Below are 15240 nucleotides of genomic sequence, written 5' to 3'. Positions count from 1 at the left end.
GTCCGGGGAGGGCAGCGCCCTCCCCGTCGTCACCTCAGCTCCGGTACGACCCGTTGATGTCGATGTAGCCATGCGTCAGGTCGCAGGTCCAAACCGTCGCCTTGCCCTTGCCGAGGCCGATGTCGACCGTGATCTCGACCTCGCGCCCCTTCATGTGCGCGACGACCGGCGTCTCGTCATATCCATCGACCACGCCGCCGTCGCGCGCCATCCAGGTGCCGCCGACGGCGATCGAGAGCCTGTCGCGGTCGGCCGGCTCGCCCGCCTTGCCGACCGCCATGACGATGCGGCCCCAGTTCGCGTCCTCGCCGGCGATGGCGGTCTTCACCAGCGGCGAGTTCGCGATGCACATGCCGATCCTGTGCGCCGAGCGCGCCGTGACCGCGCCGGTGACGTCGATGCGGATCAGCTTCTGCGCGCCCTCGCCGTCCCGCGCGACCATCAGGGCGAGGTCCATCAGCACCTCGTTCACCGCGCGGGCGAAGTCCTTCAGCATCGGCCCGCCCTCGGCCGGCACGCGCGGATGCTTCGCGACGCCGGTGGCGAACAGCAGCACCGTGTCCGAGGTCGAGGTGTCGGAATCGACAGTGACGCAGTTGAACGACTTGTCGCAGCCCTTCTTGAGCAGCGCCTGCAGCGCGTCGGCCGGGACCTTCGCGTCGGTCGCGAGGAAGGACAGCATCGTCGCCATGTCCGGCGCGATCATCCCCGAGCCCTTGGCGATGCCCGCGACCGTCACGGTCGCATCGCCGATCTTCGCCGTCCGCACCGACGCCTTGGGGAAGGTGTCGGTGGTCATGATCGCGCGCGCCGCGGCGGCGAAGCCGGCCTCGGTGACGGCGTCGAAGACCTTGGGCAGGGCGCCGACCAGCTTCTCGGTCGGCAGGCGTTCCCCGATGACGCCGGTGGAGGCGAGGAAGACCTCCTTCGGCTTGCAGCCGAGGATCTTCGCGGCCGCCTCGGCGGTCTTGGTGCAGGTCTCCCGCCCCGCCTTGCCGGTGAAGACGTTGGAATTGCCCGAGGTCACGACCAGGCCGCGCGCCTTCCCACCCTTCAACGCGGCGCGGGACCATTCGACCGGCGCACCGGGGCAGCGGTTCTTGGTGAAGACGCCCGCGACGGTCGTGCCGGCCGGGAAGGCCATGGCCATCACGTCTTCCCGCGCGCGGTAGCGGATCTCGGCCATCCCCGTGGCGACGCGCACGCCGGGCACCGGCGGCAGTTCGGGCATCGGCAGCGCGAGGGGGGAAACCGGATGGGCCATGGGCGTATCCCTGTTCTTGCTTGGAGTCTGATCAGCGCCGGATCGGCGCGCCGGGGCGGGCGGGCGGGGCGGCCGGGGCCGGCGGCTCGGCCGTATCCGTCGGACGCGGCGCCGACCCGTCGAGGTTGAAGCGTTCCACCTGCGCAGCCCCGCGGGCGCGCTCGACCGCGGCCTGGACCTCGGCCTCGAGAAGCTGCTGGCGGATCGCCTGGGCGACTTCCTCGAAGCGCGGGGCGGCGGCCTGGCGGCGCTCCTCGACCTTGATGACATGCCAGCCGAAGGGGGAGCGGACCGGGTTCTCGCTCACCTGGCCGGGCTGCAGGGCGAAGGCGGCCTCGGCGAATTCGGGCACCATGTCGCCGCGGCGGAAGAAGCCGAGGTCGCCGCCTTCCCGCGCACCGGGGCCGGAGGAACGACGCTGCGCGACCGCGGTGAAGTCGGCGCCGCCACGGATCTCGGCGAGCGCGGCGCGGGCCTCCGATTCGGTCGGCACCAGGATGTGGCGGGCGCGGACCTCCTCCTCGGCGGGGCGGTTCGCGATGTCGCGGTCGTAGCGGGCGCGGATCGCGGCATCGGTGACACGGGAGGCGATCTCGCGCGACAGCCAGGCCTGCTGGAGCTCCTGCTCCTCGGCGCGGCGGATGCGGGCGCGGACCTCGGGCTCCTGGTCGAGCCGGGCGCGGCGGGCCGCGGCGGTCACGGCCCGGCCGGCGATCATCTGGTCGAGGATCAGCGGGTAGAGCATCTGCGGCGGCGCGCCGCGCAGTTCCTCAGGCAGGTCCTGCGCCGCGGCGGCGAGGTCGGACAGCAGGATCGGCTCCCCATCCACCCGCGCGACGACCGGGTCCCCCGGCGGGGTGGCCGGGGCCGGGGCCTGGGCGCGAACGGCGTCGGCGCCGGCCAGGCAGAGCACGAGGGCAAGGCCCGCGCGGGTGGGAAGCGCGGGGCGGGAGCGGAGAATCATGGGGCCTCGGGGGCGGGAACCCGCGGAAGATGGCCGATGCGCGGGGGTCGGACAAGGCGAGGGCGGAGTCCGTAGGGGCACCGGCCCGCCGGACCGCCCCGGCAAAGGCCGAAAGGCCTTTGGAAACCGGGTCCGGAGCGTCGGCAAGCATCGGGCGGGAAAGGGTTTTCGGGAGGGATCGGCGCCGCGGCGGCCCCGGTTCGTTGACCCGCCCTCCCCGCCCGCCTATCTGTGCCTCGGCAGCGCCGCCGCCGGCCCGAACCGGGCCGGGTGCGGCGCAATCCGTGTCGCCTCGCGGCACGCTCGACCGGGCCGCCCGCCCGACGGAGACTGAAGCCCCCGATGTTCGCCCGCCTCGCCGCCGCCATCTTCGGCACCTCGAACGACCGCGCCCTGAAGCGCTACCAGGGGCGCGTGCCCGCCATCAACGCGCTCGAGCCAAAGATCGAGGCGCTGTCGGACGAGGCGCTGGCGAACCAGACCGTCCTGTTCCGCGAGCGGCTCGCGAAGGGCGAGGACCTCGACGACATCCTGCCGGAAGCCTTCGCGACGGTGCGCGAGGCGGCGCGCCGCGTGCTCGGCCTTCGCCACTTCGACGTGCAGATGATCGGCGGCATGGTGCTGCACGACGGCAAGATCGCGGAGATGAAGACCGGCGAAGGCAAGACGCTGGTCGCCACCCTGCCCGTCTACCTCAACGCCCTGCCGGCCAAGGGCGTGCATGTCGTGACGGTGAACGACTACCTCGCCCGCCGCGACGCGGAATGGATGGGCCGGCTCTACAAGTTCCTCGGCCTGACGGTCGGCGTGATCGTTCATGGGCTGACCGACGACGAACGCCGCGACGCCTATGCCTGCGACATCACCTACGGGACCAACAACGAATTCGGCTTCGACTACCTGCGCGACAACATGAAGTACCGGCTGGACGACATGGTCCAGCGCGACTTCGCCTACGCCATCGTCGACGAGGTGGACTCCATCCTGGTGGACGAGGCGCGCACGCCGCTCATCATCTCCGGCCCGTCCGAGGATTCTTCCGACCTCTACCGCCGCGTGGACGAGGTGGTGAAGGAACTGGTGAAGGATGCTGCCGTCTACGAGAAGGACGAGAAGCAGCGCACCGTCACGCTGACCGAGGAAGGCGGCGAGCGCATCGAGCAGATGCTGAAGGAGTCGGGGCTGCTCACCGAGGGCAACCTCTACGACATCCACAACGTCACGCTGGTGCACCACGTCAACCAGTCGGTGCGCGCGCACACGCTGTTCAAGCGCGACGTCGAATACGTCGTGCGCAACGACAAGATCGTCATCATCGACGAGTTCACCGGCCGCATGATGGAAGGCCGGCGCTACTCGGATGGGCTGCACCAGGCGCTCGAGGCCAAGGAGCACGTCACCGTCCAGCCCGAGAACCAGACGCTGGCGTCCATCACCTTCCAGAACTACTTCCGCCTCTATCCCAAGCTGTCCGGCATGACCGGCACCGCGGCGACCGAGGCCGACGAATTCGCCGAGATCTACAAGCTCGAGGTCGTGGAGATCCCGACCAACGTCCCCGTCGCGCGCAAGGACGAGGATGACGAGGTCTATCTCTCGGCCGCCGAGAAGTACGAGGCCGTCGCCGCGCTGATCGACGAAGCCCGCACCCGCGGCCAGCCCTGCCTGGTCGGCACGACGAGCATCGAGAAGTCGGAACTGATCTCCTCCCTGCTGCAGCGGAAGAAGATCCCGCACCAGGTGCTCAACGCCCGATACCACGAGCAGGAGGCCGGCATCGTCGCCCAGGCCGGCCGCCCGGGCGCGGTGACGATCGCGACCAACATGGCCGGCCGCGGCACCGACATCCAGCTCGGCGGCAACTACGAGATGCTGGCGCGCCAGGAAGCCGGCACGAATGAGGGCGAGGCCTACGAGGCCGCGGTCGCGAAGCACAAGGCCGAGGTCGAGGCGCTGCGCCCGGCGGTGAAGGAGGCCGGCGGCCTTTTTGTCATCGGCACCGAGCGCCATGAATCGCGGCGCATCGACAACCAGCTGCGCGGCCGTTCGGGCCGCCAGGGCGACCCGGGCGCCTCACGCTTCTTCCTCTCGCTCGAAGACGACCTGATGCGCATCTTCGGGTCGGACCGCATGGGCGGGATGCTGCAGAAGCTCGGCCTCAAGGAAGGCGAGGCGATCGTCCATCCCTGGATCAACAAGGCGCTTGAGAAGGCACAGAAGAAGGTCGAGGCGCGCAACTTCGACATGCGCAAGAACCTTCTCAAGTACGACGACGTCATGAACGACCAGCGCAAGGAAGTGTATTCCCAGCGCCGCGCCTTCATGATCGCCGACGATGTCGCCGAGACGATCCAGGAGATGCGCCGCGAGACCATCTCGGAGCTGATCTCCCGCTGCATCCCCGAGAACGCCTATCCCGAGCAGTGGGACCTCGAGACCCTGCAGCGCCAGGTGCAGGAGGTGCTGAACCTCGACGTGCCGGTCGCAGAATGGGCGCGCGAGGAAGGCATCGACGACGACATCGTGCGCGAGCGGCTCGAGGAGGCGACCGACCTCGCCTATGCCTCGCGCGCGGCGAATGTCGGCCCGGACATCATGCGCCAGGTCGAGAAGTCGCTGCTGCTGCAGGTCTTCGACCAGGTGTGGAAGGAACACCTGCTCGCGCTCGATCACCTGCGCCAGGGCATCGGGCTGCGCGCCTATGGCCAGCGCGACCCGCTGAACGAGTACAAGTCGGAAGCCTTCGCGCTGTTCAACGCGATGCTGGTCGACCTGCGCGAGCGCGTGACCAGCCTGCTGCTGCGCATCGAGCTGCGCCCCGAGGCGCCGCCGCCCTCGCCCGACGGCATCGGCTTCCTCGACATGCGCCACCCGGACCCGGCGATGGCCGCCGCGGAGCTCGAGATGGCGGGCAACGGCACGACCTACGAACAGGTGCCGATGTCGATCGGCAGCGCCGCGCCGCGGCCGATGGCCGACGGCGTGGATCCGAACGATCCAGGCACCTGGCACCGCACGCCGCGCAACGCGCCCTGCCCCTGCGGTTCGGGCAAGAAGTACAAGGCCTGCCACGGGCGGGCGTGATGCGTCGGGCGGGGCTCGCCGCGGCGCTCGCGCTGCTGGCCTGGCCGGCCGAGGCGCATTGGGAATTCACCCGCTGGGGCATGACCGAGCAGCAGGTGATCGCGGCCTCGCGCGGGCAGCTGCGCCTGCTGCCGCCGCAGGAACGGCGGCCCGTGCCATCCGCGCGGATGGAATACCGCGTGGGTGGGGAATTCCGGTCGGGCGCGCTGCGCCTGACGGTCGCCCTCGCCTTCGATGCGCGGAACGGGGGGTTGGTCTGCGTCTCGGCGCGCGGTGACGGGGCGCAGGCGGCCGCGCTGCGGGCGCGGCTGATCCGCAATTTCGGTCAGCCGACCGATCGCGGCCAGGATCCGGCGACGGGGACGGAATCGGTCACCTGGGACCGGCCGGACGAGATCAACCTCGACCAGACGCCGGGTCAGCCGGTGATCATGCTGCACTGCAGCCGCGGCACCTGAGCGCCGCGGGCAGCATCATTCCGTCGGGGACAGCGTCTTGATCAGGTCGAAGACGCGCTTGCGCACCGACGGGTCGGTGATGCGGTAATAGGCACGCACCAGTTCCAGCGTCTCGCGGCGGTGCAGCGTGTCGTCCTCGAAGCCGTCCTGCCCCTCGGCGAAGCCGAAGGCGGCGGCGCGCGACCGGTTGGCGGCGTTGCCGCCGAGCTCGGGCGACATGTCGTCGAAGAAGAAGCCGATCGGCACGTCGAGCACGCGGGCGAGATCGAACAGGCGGCTGGCACCGATACGGTTCACGCCGCGCTCATACTTCTGGATCTGCTGGAAGGTCAGGCCGAGCGCTTCGCCGAGCTTTTCCTGGCTCATGCCGAGAAGCGTGCGCCGGAGCCGAACGCGGGAACCGACATGCACGTCGATCGGGCTCGCCCGGTGTTCCCTCTCAGCCCGATCCAGACCGCCGTCGCTCGCCATCCGCTCCTCCGCGCCACGAATTTCCACCGCCCGCCTCCCGCCCTGCGCCACGGATGCGTGCAGTCATCCCCTGCGCGCCTCTTCCGATAAGAGGGAATTCACTTTTCGTCAACTCTTTTTCTCAATCCCTAATTTTTAGACAATCCGCCCGTCGCCGGGCGCTCCGGTTTTCAGCCGGAACGCGCTTTCCTCGCACCTCTCCACCACCCCAAGGCGAATACCACGCCGGCCAACACGCCCGGCAGCAGGAGCCCCAACCGCGCGAAGGGGGTCGGTTCGCCCGCCGCGGGCAACGGCGCCATCAGCACGCCCGTCTCACCCAGCCCCGTCCGGGCCACCTCCCGCCCCCGCGCATCGAAGACAGCCGAAACACCCGTCTGGGCCGCACGCGCAAGTGGCAGACCTTCCTCCACTGCACGCAACCGTGCGGCGGCCAGATGCTGCCACGGACCCGCCGAGATCCCAAACCAGGCATCGTTGGTCACGTTCACCAGCCACGATGGCCTATCCGCGGGCACAACCGCTGCGGGAAAGATCACTTCATAACAAATCAGGGCACCGAAAGGCGGCACCCAGCCGGCGCGCTGCGTGGTGAGCGCCGCCCCGGACGAGAAATCCATGCCGCCCTGGACGATGCGGATCGGCAGCCATCCGGAAAACGGCATGTATTCGCCGAAGGGCACCAGCGTGACCTTGTCCGACACCGCCTGCACCTGCCCCGCCGGGTCGATCGCAACCAGGCTGTTGAACAGGCGGCGCGGACGGCCATCCGGACCGAATTCCCCCCGCACCGTGCCCGAGAGCAGCATGGCCCGCTGCGGAAGCGCCCCCGCGACCAGCGCCCGCACCTCCGGGTCGTCCACCAGCAGGAAGGGCACGGCCGTCTCAGGCCAGATCACCACCAGGCGATCGCCCTCGGGCAGTTCGCGCAGGGCGGCGAGCGCCGCCTCCCGCGTCGTCTCGATGTAACGGCGCAGGATCGAGACGCGCTGGTCGGCCCGCCATTTCAGTTCCTGCGCGACGTTCCCCTGGACGATCAGCAGCCCGACGGGCTGCGGCGGCGGTTCGGCCGGCCACAGCCGCGCGACGCCGAAGGCCCCGAAAAGCCCGATCGCCGCGACCCCGCCCAGCATCGCGCGCCGCCCCAGAAGGGGCGTGGCGGCCAGTAGCACCGTCACGAGCGACAGCCCATACACGCCGATCCAGGCCGCGGCCTGCACCGGCAGCGCCCCGAAGGCCCAGACCGAACCGATCAGGTTCCACGGGAAACCCGTGAAGACCCAGCCGCGCAGCATCTCGAACCCGACCCAGGCGCCGGCGAAGACCAGCACCCGCGGCCAGCCCTCCCGCACCCGCCAGGCGAGCGCCGCCGGCCCGGCCACGAACAGCGCCAGCGGCAGGGCCATGGCCGGCACCGCGATCGGCACCAGCCACCAGAAGCGCTCCACCTCGGTCAGGATGGCGTAGGTCACCCAATAGAGACCCGCCGCGAAGAACCCCCAGCCCCAGGCGAAGCCGACCCAGAAGGCGCGGCGGCCGCTCGGCGCAGCACCCACCATCGCGAGCAGGCCGGGGATGGCCAGCAACAGCACCGGCACGGCATGCACCGGCGGCAAGGCCAAGGCCGCCAGGACACCCAGCCCGGCCGCCGTGACCACGGCCCGCCAACCCCGCCGGCCGGCGAGATGGCCGAGAAAACGATCCCACATGCGCGATGGTCCTAGTCGGCGAAGGCTGGGCCGGAAAGGGGAAGGGCGGCGGCGGGAGGGCTCTGCCCTCCCGGACCCACCCGCCAAAGGCCGAAGGGCCTTTGGTGGGGGGTGCAGGGGGGCAAAGCCCCCCTGCGACGCCCGTCGCCCCTCAGACGCACCCCTCGCCTACTCGGCCGCCGCCCGCTGTGGCGTCGTTCCCGGCCGTCGCACCCGCAGCCGGCGGATCCGGCGCGGGTCGGCGTCGAGGATGCGGAATTCGAGCCCCGAGGGGTGGGAAACGAGCTCCCCCTTCGCCGGCACGCGGCCCGCGAGGGTGAAGACCAGGCCGCCCACCGTGTCGATGTCGGCGGCGCGTTCCTCGTCGGTCAGCACGGGGCCGAGGTGCGCCTCGAAGGCCGCGATCGGCATGCGGGCGTCGAGTTCGATCGTCCCGTCCGGCCGTTCGGTCATCTGCGGCGCGGCGTCCTCGTCGTGCTCGTCCGAAATGTCGCCGACGATCGTCTCGACCAGGTCCTCGATGGTGATGAGGCCGTCGATGCCGCCGTATTCGTCGACCACCAGGGCCATGTGCATGCGCTGCTGGCGCATCTGCAGCAGCAGGTCGAGCACCGGGATGGAGGGAACGACGAACAGCGGCTTGCGGAGGATCGCCTTCAGGTCGAAGGGCCCGGACTTCCCGACCGCCGCGAAGACGTCCTTGATGTGGACCATACCGACGATGTCGTCGAGGCTCTCGCGATAGACCGGGTAGCGGCTGTGCCCGTCCTTCTGGATGAAGTGGATCGCCTGCTCGAGGGTGTAGTCCTCGGGCATGGCGGTGATGTCCGCGCGCGGCACCATGATGTCGTAGGCGGTGGTGCCCTGCAGGCGCAGCACGTTGGACAGCAGCGCGCGCTCATGGGTGTCGAGGTCGCTGTCGTCGCCGATGTCGTCGGGGCGATGGTCCTCGCCGCGCTCGATCAGCTCGCCGACGCGGTTGCGGACGGATTCCGCCTCCTTGCGGCGAAGCAGGCCTTGCAGCTTCCAGAACAGGCCTGGCTTGCCCGAGAGGTCGCTCATGATACCCCCCGCCACGGGTTGGGCAGGCCGAGGCGGCGCATGATGCGCGCCTCGGCGCGTTCCATGCGGCGGGCCTCGCCGGCGAGGATGTGGTCGTGCCCCGCGAGGTGCAGGGCGCCATGCGCGACCAGGTGGGCGAGATGCGCCGCGGTCTTGCGCCCGGCCTCCCGCGCCTCGCGCCGGACGACGCCGAGGGCGAGCGCGACGTCGCCGAGCTGGCCCGGCACGCCGGCGGGGAAGGACAGCACGTTGGTCGGCTTGACCTTGGCGCGGTGCTGGCTGTTCAGCCGCTTCACCTCGCTGTCGTCGGTCAGCAGCACTGTGATGGCGCCGGAGGCCCCTGCCTCGCGCAGGGCGGCCTCTGCGGCCCGGCGCGCGAGCGCCTCCGGCCGCTTGACGGCGGCGCGCCAGCCCGGCGCCGCCAGGATCACGGAGATATCGGCGATCTCCGTCGACCCGTTCCGAAGCCCAGCCTGATCGTCGGAAATACGATCGCGGCCGGGACGGCTACTTCCCGGTTCCATACCTCTCCTTCTTCGCCCGGGACTGCTCGTCCGACCGCCCATAGGCGGCGACGATCCGGGCCACCAGGGGATGCCTTACCACATCCCGCTCGGCGAATCTCGTGACACCGATCCCGTTGACGCCTTCGAGGATGCGCAGCGCCTCGATCAGGCCGGAGGGCTGGCCGGAGGGCAGGTCCACCTGGGTGGGGTCGCCGGTGATGACCATGCGCGACCCCTCCCCCATGCGGGTGAGGAACATCTTCATCTGGGCGGGGGTGGTGTTCTGGGCCTCGTCCAGGATGGCGTAGCAATGGGCGAGCGTCCGCCCGCGCATGAAGGCGAGCGGGGCGATCTCGATCTCGCCGCGCTCGATGCGCTTGGCCACCTGTTCGGGCGGCAGCATGTCGTTCAGCGCGTCATAGAGGGGGCGGAGATAGGGATCGACCTTCTCCTTCATGTCGCCCGGCAGGAAGCCGAGCCGTTCCCCGGCCTCGACCGCGGGGCGGGACAGCACGATGCGGTCGACCCGCCCGGTCTGCAGCAGGGCGACCCCCTGCGCGACCGCGAGGTAGGTCTTGCCGGTGCCCGCCGGGCCGACGCCGAAGACCATCTCATGGGTTGCCAGCATCTCGATATAGGCGCCCTGGGCCGCCGAACGCGGCGCGATCGCGCCCTTGCGGGTGCGGATGGCCGGCAGGTCGCGCAGCGGCAGGCGGGGTTCGCCCTGCTCGGCGCCGCCCTCGGCCAGTCTCACCGCCGCTTCCACTTCCGCCGTTCCCACATGCTGTCCCTGCTCCAGCCGTTTCCACAGCGCCAGCAGCGCCGCCTCCGCCATCTCGGTCCGTTCCGCCCCGCCTGAGATGGCGATGCGGTTGCCCCTGGAGAACAGCCTGACGCCGAGCACCTGCTCGATCCGCGCCAGGTGCCGGTCATGCTCGCCGTGGAGCAGAGGCAGGAGGACGTTGTCGTCGAACTGCAGCGTGACGGAGCGTTGCTCGATCGGGCTGCGGGGATCCGTGGCGCGGAGGGCGATGCTGTGCGTGGCGGTCAAGCGGCGGGTCTCTCCCCTGGCTCGGCGTTGCGGGGCGCGGCGAGCGCCCCTGTGAGGGAATTGGGATGCCCGGCGAGGATCCGCACCGGCACGACCTGCCCGATGAGATCGGCGGGCCCGTCGAAATGCACCGGGTTCAGCCAGGGGGTGCGGCCGGCCATCTGGCCGGGATGGCGGCCGGGGCCGGTCACCAGCACCTCGGCCAGCATCCCGGCGCGGGAGCGGTTGAAGGCGGTCTGCTGGTCGCGCAGCAGGGCCTGGACCTCGGCGAGGCGGGCATCCTTCACCGCTTCGTCCACCTGCCCCGCCATGGTCGAGGCCGGGGTGCCGGGGCGTGCGGAATACTTGAAGGAGAAGGCCTGGGCGAAGCCGACCTCGCGGATCAGCGCGAGCGTCGCGGCGTGGTCGGCGTCGCTCTCGCCGGGATGGCCGGCGATGATGTCGGTGGACAGGGCGAGGTCCGGCCGCGCCGCGCGCAGGCGCTCGACCAGGCGCAGGTAGTCGGCGGCCGTGTGCCCGCGGTTCATCATCCTGAGCACCCGGTCGGAGCCCGACTGCACCGGCAGGTGCAGGAACGGCATCAGCGCCGGCGTGTCGCCATGGGCGGCGATCAGGTCGTCATCCATGTCGCGCGGGTGGGACGTGGTGTAGCGGATTCGCACCAGGCCCTCGATCTCCGCCAGCCGCCGCGCAAGCCGCCCGAGCGTCCAGGCGCGGCCGTCCGGCCCCTCCCCGTGCCAGGCATTCACGTTCTGGCCGAGCAGGGTGATTTCCCGCGCGCCCAGCGAGACGAGCCGTTCGGCCTCCGCGACGATGGCGGCCACGGGGCGGGAATATTCCGACCCGCGCGTATAGGGCACGACGCAGAAGGAACAGAACTTGTCGCAGCCTTCCTGGATCGTGAGGAAGGCCGTCGCCCCCTGTGGCGCCGTCGTCTCGGGCAGGTGGTCGAACTTGTCCTCGGTGGGGAACTCGGTCTCGATCACCGCGCCGGCGGCGCGGGCGGCGCGGGCGACCATCTCCGGCAGGCGGTGGTAGGATTGCGGGCCGAGCACCAGGTCGACCCAGGGCGCGCGGGCGGTGATCTCCGCACCCTCGGCCTGGGCGACGCAACCGGCGACCGCGATCACCATCTCCCCGCCCTTGGCCTGCTTTGCCTCGCGCAGGCGGCCCAGGTCGGAGAACACTTTCTCCGTCGCCTTTTCCCGGATGTGGCAGGTGTTGAGGATGACCATGTCGGCCTCCTCCACCTGCTCGGTGGGCGCATAGCCGAGCGGAGCCAGGACGTCCGCCATGCGGGCGCTGTCATAGACGTTCATCTGGCAGCCCCAGGTGCGGATCAGCAGGCGCTTCCGGGGCGCGGGGGTATCGGTCATTCGGGTCAGGCTCCGCCGGCCCCGCCGCGCTGGTCGCGGCGAAGGCAGGCGGGGGAGATGCGCACCTGGACGGCGCGGGTCAAGCGACCTCGGGCGCGGAGCGAATCAACATGTTCGAAAGCCTGAACGTCCGCTCCGCGCCGGGTCAAGCATCGCGAGTCCGCGGGTGCAGAGGTGTTGCCCGCAGCCCACGCCGCCATGCCGGCGGTCAGGCGCCCGGCGGGCGCAGTCGCAGCGGTTCGACCGGCCGGTTCTGGCGCAGCAGAGCCGCGCCCTCGGCCACCACCTCGCTCGCCGCCGCGGTCAGGGACTTGCGGTCGGGGAAGGTGGCGGGATCCGCGGGTTCGTGCAGCAGGACGGTCGCCCGCGCCCCCGGCCGGCGCGCGATGCGCCAGAAATGGGAGGCGATGTCCATGTCCCCGTACCAGGCGAACAGCGGCCGGTCGCGCCGGCAGGCCGGCAGGCCGCCCAGCCGGTCATAGACGATCGACACCGGCTGCACCCGCTGCGCGTTCTGCGCCACGGCGAGGAAGGAGGACCGGAAGGGCAGCACCCGCGTGCCGTCGTTCGAGGTCCCTTCCGGGAACAGGATGACGTTGTCCCCGGTGGCGAGGCGTTGCTGGATCTCCTCCGCCTCGCGCCCCGTGTGGTTGCGCTTGCGGCTGACGAAGATCGTCCGGCCCAGCCGCGCCACGGTCCCGGCGCCCGGCCACTGGCCGACCTCGGCCTTGGAGACGAAGGCGGCGTCGATGACGCTGCCCAGCACGAGGATGTCGAGCCAGGAGGAATGGTTCGAGACGTACAGCGTCGACGGCACGCCCGACAGCGAGCCCACCACCTGCACCTTCATCCCGATCAGCCGGCACAGCACGGCGTGATAGGTGCGCGCGAAGGAGATCTTGGCGCGGCCTGGCAGGCGGATCAGCACCGACTGCACCGGGATGGCGAGGATGGTCCAGATGACCGCCGTCGTGATGCGCCGGACCGCGCGGAAGCGCCCGCCAATCGGGCGCGTGTCCATCACGTCGCCCCAGGCCGCGCCGGGCAGCCAGGGCTGGAAGCGCAGCGGGCTGGCGCGGCGCAGGCGGCGCGGCCTCAAGGCCTCTTCGGTCGATCGGATGACGGCTTCCATGGACTGCGGAGGTAGCGCGCGGATCGTGGCGGAGCAATGAAGGCTTCGCTGCAATGGCATGAAGCCTCTGCAAGGCGTTCCCCGTTGCCCGGGCACGCCGCCCGGACCAGCATGACCCGGACACCGGAGTAGCCCCGCATGACGATCCGCCGCCGCGCCCTGCTCGGCACGCTTGCCCTGCCCGCCATCGCCCAGGCCCAGGGCGGCTGGACGCCGGACCGTCCGGCGCGGCTGGTGGTGCCCTTCGCCCCCGGCGGATCGCAGGACGTGCTCGGCCGGCTCTTCGCCCAGGCGATCCAGGCGGTGACCGGCCAGCAGATGGTGGTCGAGAACCGCGCCGGCGCCGGCGGGATCCTCGGGGGCGAGGCGGTCGCCCGCGGCCCCGCGGACGGGCTGTCGATCCTGCTCGCCACCGCCGGGCAGACCACCATCCCGAAGGCGATCGGGCGGCGCATGCCCTATGACCCGCAGGCAGACCTCGCGCCGCTGATGCAGGTGACGGACAGCCCCGTCGCGCTGCTCGCCGCGCCGAACCTGCCGGTCGCCGATGCGCCGGCGCTGATCGCCTATGCCCGCGCGGCGCGGGACCCGCTCTCCTATGCGTCGACCGGGATCGGCACCAACACGCACCTCATCATGGAGGACCTCAAGGCGCGGGAACGGCTGAATGTCGAGCACGTGCCCTATCGCGGCGCGGCGGCGGCCTTCAACGACCTGCTCGCCGGACGGATCGCGCTGATGTTCGTCTCAGTGCCGTCCGTGCTGGGCTTCTCGGGCGGCGCGCTCAAGGTGGTGGCGACGACCGGGGCGCAGCGCTTCCCGAGCCTGCCCGACGTGCCGACCCTGACCGAGGCCGCCGTTCCGGGCTTCACCGCAAGCATCTGGACCGGCCTCGCGCTCCGCGCCGGGACGCCGCCCGCGGCGATGGCCTATTGGACCGATGCCTTCACCCGCGCCATGGCCGAGGCTTCGCTGCGCGAGCGGCTCGAGGGCCTGGGCGCGACGCCCGCTTCGGGCAGCGCCGCGGCCTTCGCGACGCTGATGCAGGACGACCTGGCGCGCTGGCAGCGCGTCGTCGCGCCGCTCAACATCAGCCTCGACTGAGCGCGGCGGGGAGGTCGGACAGGTCGAGGCCCGCGATCAGCGGGTTGTCGCGCAGGTCCCTCCCCCACAGCGATTCGACCACGCGGACCGTCGCCGCCGTGACCGGCATGTCGAGCCCGATCGCCCCGGCGACGGCGAGGTAGAAGGCGAGGCCATAGGGCACGTCCTCGGTGACGTAGCGCGTGCTCATCTCCGTCGGGCCGGCGATCACGCCCCGCCCCTGCTCGATCGCCGCGGTCATCTCGTGCAGCGGGCCGAGCGGCACGCCGTTCGTCCGGTGCAGCGACCAGGCGAGGCTCGGCGGCGCATGGCCGAAGCGCGCGGCGAGCGCGTCGCGCTCGGCGGCGAGGTCCTCCATCAGCCGGCACACCGCCTCGGTCATGAGCCCGTACTGGCCCCAGGATTCGCGCTTCTCGATACGCGTGACGTTGCCGAGCGCCAGCGCGGCATGGGCGATCGGGTTGGTGTTGATCAGCGCGGCGGCGAGCGCATCGGGCACGGTGGGCCAGCGATTGCCGAACAGCGCTTCCGCCATCGCTGCGAGTTCCGGCGCGGCAGGGCCGGGAACCGCGCCCATCTCGATCTCGGCGCGGATGGCCGCGACGCGCACGCGGTCGGGCGCGGTGCGCCGGCCGGTGACCGGCGTCGTCGCCATGGCGCCCACGGGCGCGCCCGGCCCGCGCAGCCGTGCGAAGGCGAGCGGCGCGAGCGAGGCCGCGGGCGTGATCATCAGCGGCAGGTCGCGCGGGATCGCTTCCGCGATACGTGGCAACAGGCCGGGCAGCGCGTAGGTCGGCACCGCCAGCATGGCGGCGTCGGCGCCGGAGAAGGCGTCTGCCAGCGTCGCCGCGACCGTCACCGGGAAAGCGCCTTCGAGCACGCCTTCGGCATGCAGCGTATCGCCCAGGCCGCGCGTGCCCGCGCCGGAAGGCGACCAGATCGCCGCCTGATGCCCGCGGCTCGCGGCCAGGGCCGCCGAGGCCGGGCCGATGGCGCCGGCGCCGAGAATCGCGATGCGCATGATGGTGGTCCTCCGTTCCGCGCCGACCCTGGGGCCGC

At 71.3% G+C, this 15240-nt stretch carries 12 protein-coding genes and 2 pseudogenes; 4 read left to right on the top strand and 10 right to left on the bottom strand.

The genetic code is table 11. From position 1 onward, the window contains the following. Positions 1 to 34 precede the first annotated feature (34 nt). Positions 35 to 1264, bottom strand: a complete 1230-nt coding sequence (gene argJ / locus GWK15_RS08050) for a bifunctional glutamate N-acetyltransferase/amino-acid acetyltransferase ArgJ (protein WP_168040774.1) — start codon at positions 1262 to 1264, stop codon at positions 35 to 37. 31 nt (positions 1265 to 1295) lie between these two features. Then, complete coding sequence (locus tag GWK15_RS08045) at positions 1296 to 2228, bottom strand: peptidylprolyl isomerase (protein ID WP_168040773.1); 933 nt, start codon at positions 2226 to 2228, stop codon at positions 1296 to 1298. 342 nt (positions 2229 to 2570) lie between these two features. Here GWK15_RS08045 and secA point away from each other — a divergent pair. From secA to GWK15_RS08035, 3 genes and pseudogenes are all read left to right on the top strand, one after another. Next, a pseudogene (gene secA, locus GWK15_RS08040) lies at positions 2571 to 5028 on the top strand (preprotein translocase subunit SecA); the annotation flags it as partial. 173 nt (positions 5029 to 5201) lie between these two features. Then, positions 5202 to 5312 (top strand): annotated as a pseudogene (locus tag GWK15_RS26735) (SEC-C metal-binding domain-containing protein); the annotation flags it as partial. Further along, complete coding sequence (locus GWK15_RS08035) at positions 5309 to 5770, top strand: hypothetical protein (protein WP_168040771.1); 462 nt, start codon at positions 5309 to 5311, stop codon at positions 5768 to 5770. The pseudogene GWK15_RS26735 and the gene GWK15_RS08035, both read left to right, overlap by 4 nt. A 15-nt stretch (positions 5771 to 5785) precedes the next feature. Here the strand turns inward: GWK15_RS08035 and GWK15_RS08030 are convergent, their stop codons facing one another. The 7 genes from GWK15_RS08030 to GWK15_RS08000 form a co-directional block, all read right to left on the bottom strand. Next, positions 5786 to 6241, bottom strand: a complete 456-nt coding sequence (locus tag GWK15_RS08030) for a helix-turn-helix domain-containing protein (RefSeq protein WP_168040770.1) — start codon at positions 6239 to 6241, stop codon at positions 5786 to 5788. 170 nt (positions 6242 to 6411) lie between these two features. Beyond that, a complete protein-coding gene (lnt, locus tag GWK15_RS08025; RefSeq protein WP_168040769.1) occupies positions 6412 to 7950 on the bottom strand; it encodes an apolipoprotein N-acyltransferase in 1539 nt (512 codons plus the stop codon). 168 nt (positions 7951 to 8118) lie between these two features. Then, positions 8119 to 9012 (bottom strand): hemolysin family protein, encoded by an 894-nt coding sequence (locus GWK15_RS08020; RefSeq protein ID WP_168040768.1) that lies wholly within the window; start codon positions 9010 to 9012, stop codon positions 8119 to 8121. After that, on the bottom strand, positions 9009 to 9443 hold the full coding sequence (ybeY, locus tag GWK15_RS08015; protein WP_338147212.1) for an rRNA maturation RNase YbeY: 435 nt from the start codon (positions 9441 to 9443) through the stop codon (positions 9009 to 9011). The genes GWK15_RS08020 and ybeY overlap by 4 nt, the downstream gene beginning before the upstream one ends. A gap of 76 nt (positions 9444 to 9519) precedes the next feature. Beyond that, positions 9520 to 10569, bottom strand: coding sequence for a PhoH family protein (locus GWK15_RS08010; RefSeq protein WP_168040766.1), 1050 nt, complete (start codon positions 10567 to 10569; stop codon positions 9520 to 9522). Beyond that, the gene (gene miaB, locus GWK15_RS08005; RefSeq protein WP_168040765.1) at positions 10566 to 11945 is read right to left on the bottom strand and encodes a tRNA (N6-isopentenyl adenosine(37)-C2)-methylthiotransferase MiaB; all 1380 of its coding nucleotides are present in this window, start codon (positions 11943 to 11945) and stop codon (positions 10566 to 10568) included. Before miaB ends, GWK15_RS08010 begins: the two co-directional genes overlap by 4 nt. A gap of 208 nt (positions 11946 to 12153) precedes the next feature. Continuing rightward, a complete protein-coding gene (locus GWK15_RS08000; RefSeq protein WP_245211502.1) occupies positions 12154 to 13044 on the bottom strand; it encodes a lysophospholipid acyltransferase family protein in 891 nt (296 codons plus the stop codon). A 171-nt stretch (positions 13045 to 13215) separates the two neighbouring features. Here GWK15_RS08000 and GWK15_RS07995 point away from each other — a divergent pair, with 171 nt between their 5' ends. Then, positions 13216 to 14181: a Bug family tripartite tricarboxylate transporter substrate binding protein gene (locus tag GWK15_RS07995; protein ID WP_168040763.1), complete on the top strand. Its 966-nt coding sequence runs from the start codon at positions 13216 to 13218 to the stop codon at positions 14179 to 14181. Here the strand turns inward: GWK15_RS07995 and GWK15_RS07990 are convergent. Continuing rightward, positions 14168 to 15202 carry an NAD/NADP octopine/nopaline dehydrogenase family protein gene (locus tag GWK15_RS07990; RefSeq protein WP_168040762.1) on the bottom strand — a complete coding sequence of 345 codons (1035 nt, stop codon included), beginning with the start codon at positions 15200 to 15202 and terminating at the stop codon, positions 14168 to 14170. The genes GWK15_RS07995 and GWK15_RS07990 overlap by 14 nt on opposite strands. Between the last annotated feature and the right edge of the window lie 38 nt (positions 15203 to 15240).

Origin of the sequence: Neoroseomonas oryzicola (genome assembly GCF_012163135.1) — a bacterium.
In the GTDB taxonomy this organism is placed as follows: Bacteria; Pseudomonadota; Alphaproteobacteria; order Acetobacterales; family Acetobacteraceae; genus Neoroseomonas; species Neoroseomonas oryzicola.
Note: the sequence above shows the minus strand (reverse complement) of the source record. Positions and strands in the feature narration are given on the sequence as shown.

Excerpts from the sequence above, each read along its gene's own strand:
- GWK15_RS08020 (WP_168040768.1), bottom strand. The coding sequence starts at position 9,012 with ATGAGCGACCTCTCGGGCAAGCCAGGCCTGTTCTGGAAGCTGCAAGGC.
- argJ (WP_168040774.1), bottom strand. The coding sequence starts at position 1,264 with ATGGCCCATCCGGTTTCCCCCCTCGCGCTGCCGATGCCCGAACTGCCG.
- GWK15_RS08030 (WP_168040770.1), bottom strand. The coding sequence starts at position 6,241 with ATGGCGAGCGACGGCGGTCTGGATCGGGCTGAGAGGGAACACCGGGCG.
- GWK15_RS07995 (WP_168040763.1), top strand. The coding sequence starts at position 13,216 with ATGACGATCCGCCGCCGCGCCCTGCTCGGCACGCTTGCCCTGCCCGCC.
- miaB (WP_168040765.1), bottom strand. The coding sequence starts at position 11,945 with ATGACCGATACCCCCGCGCCCCGGAAGCGCCTGCTGATCCGCACCTGG.
- GWK15_RS07990 (WP_168040762.1), bottom strand. The coding sequence starts at position 15,202 with ATGCGCATCGCGATTCTCGGCGCCGGCGCCATCGGCCCGGCCTCGGCG.
- lnt (WP_168040769.1), bottom strand. The coding sequence starts at position 7,950 with ATGTGGGATCGTTTTCTCGGCCATCTCGCCGGCCGGCGGGGTTGGCGG.
- GWK15_RS08045 (WP_168040773.1), bottom strand. The coding sequence starts at position 2,228 with ATGATTCTCCGCTCCCGCCCCGCGCTTCCCACCCGCGCGGGCCTTGCC.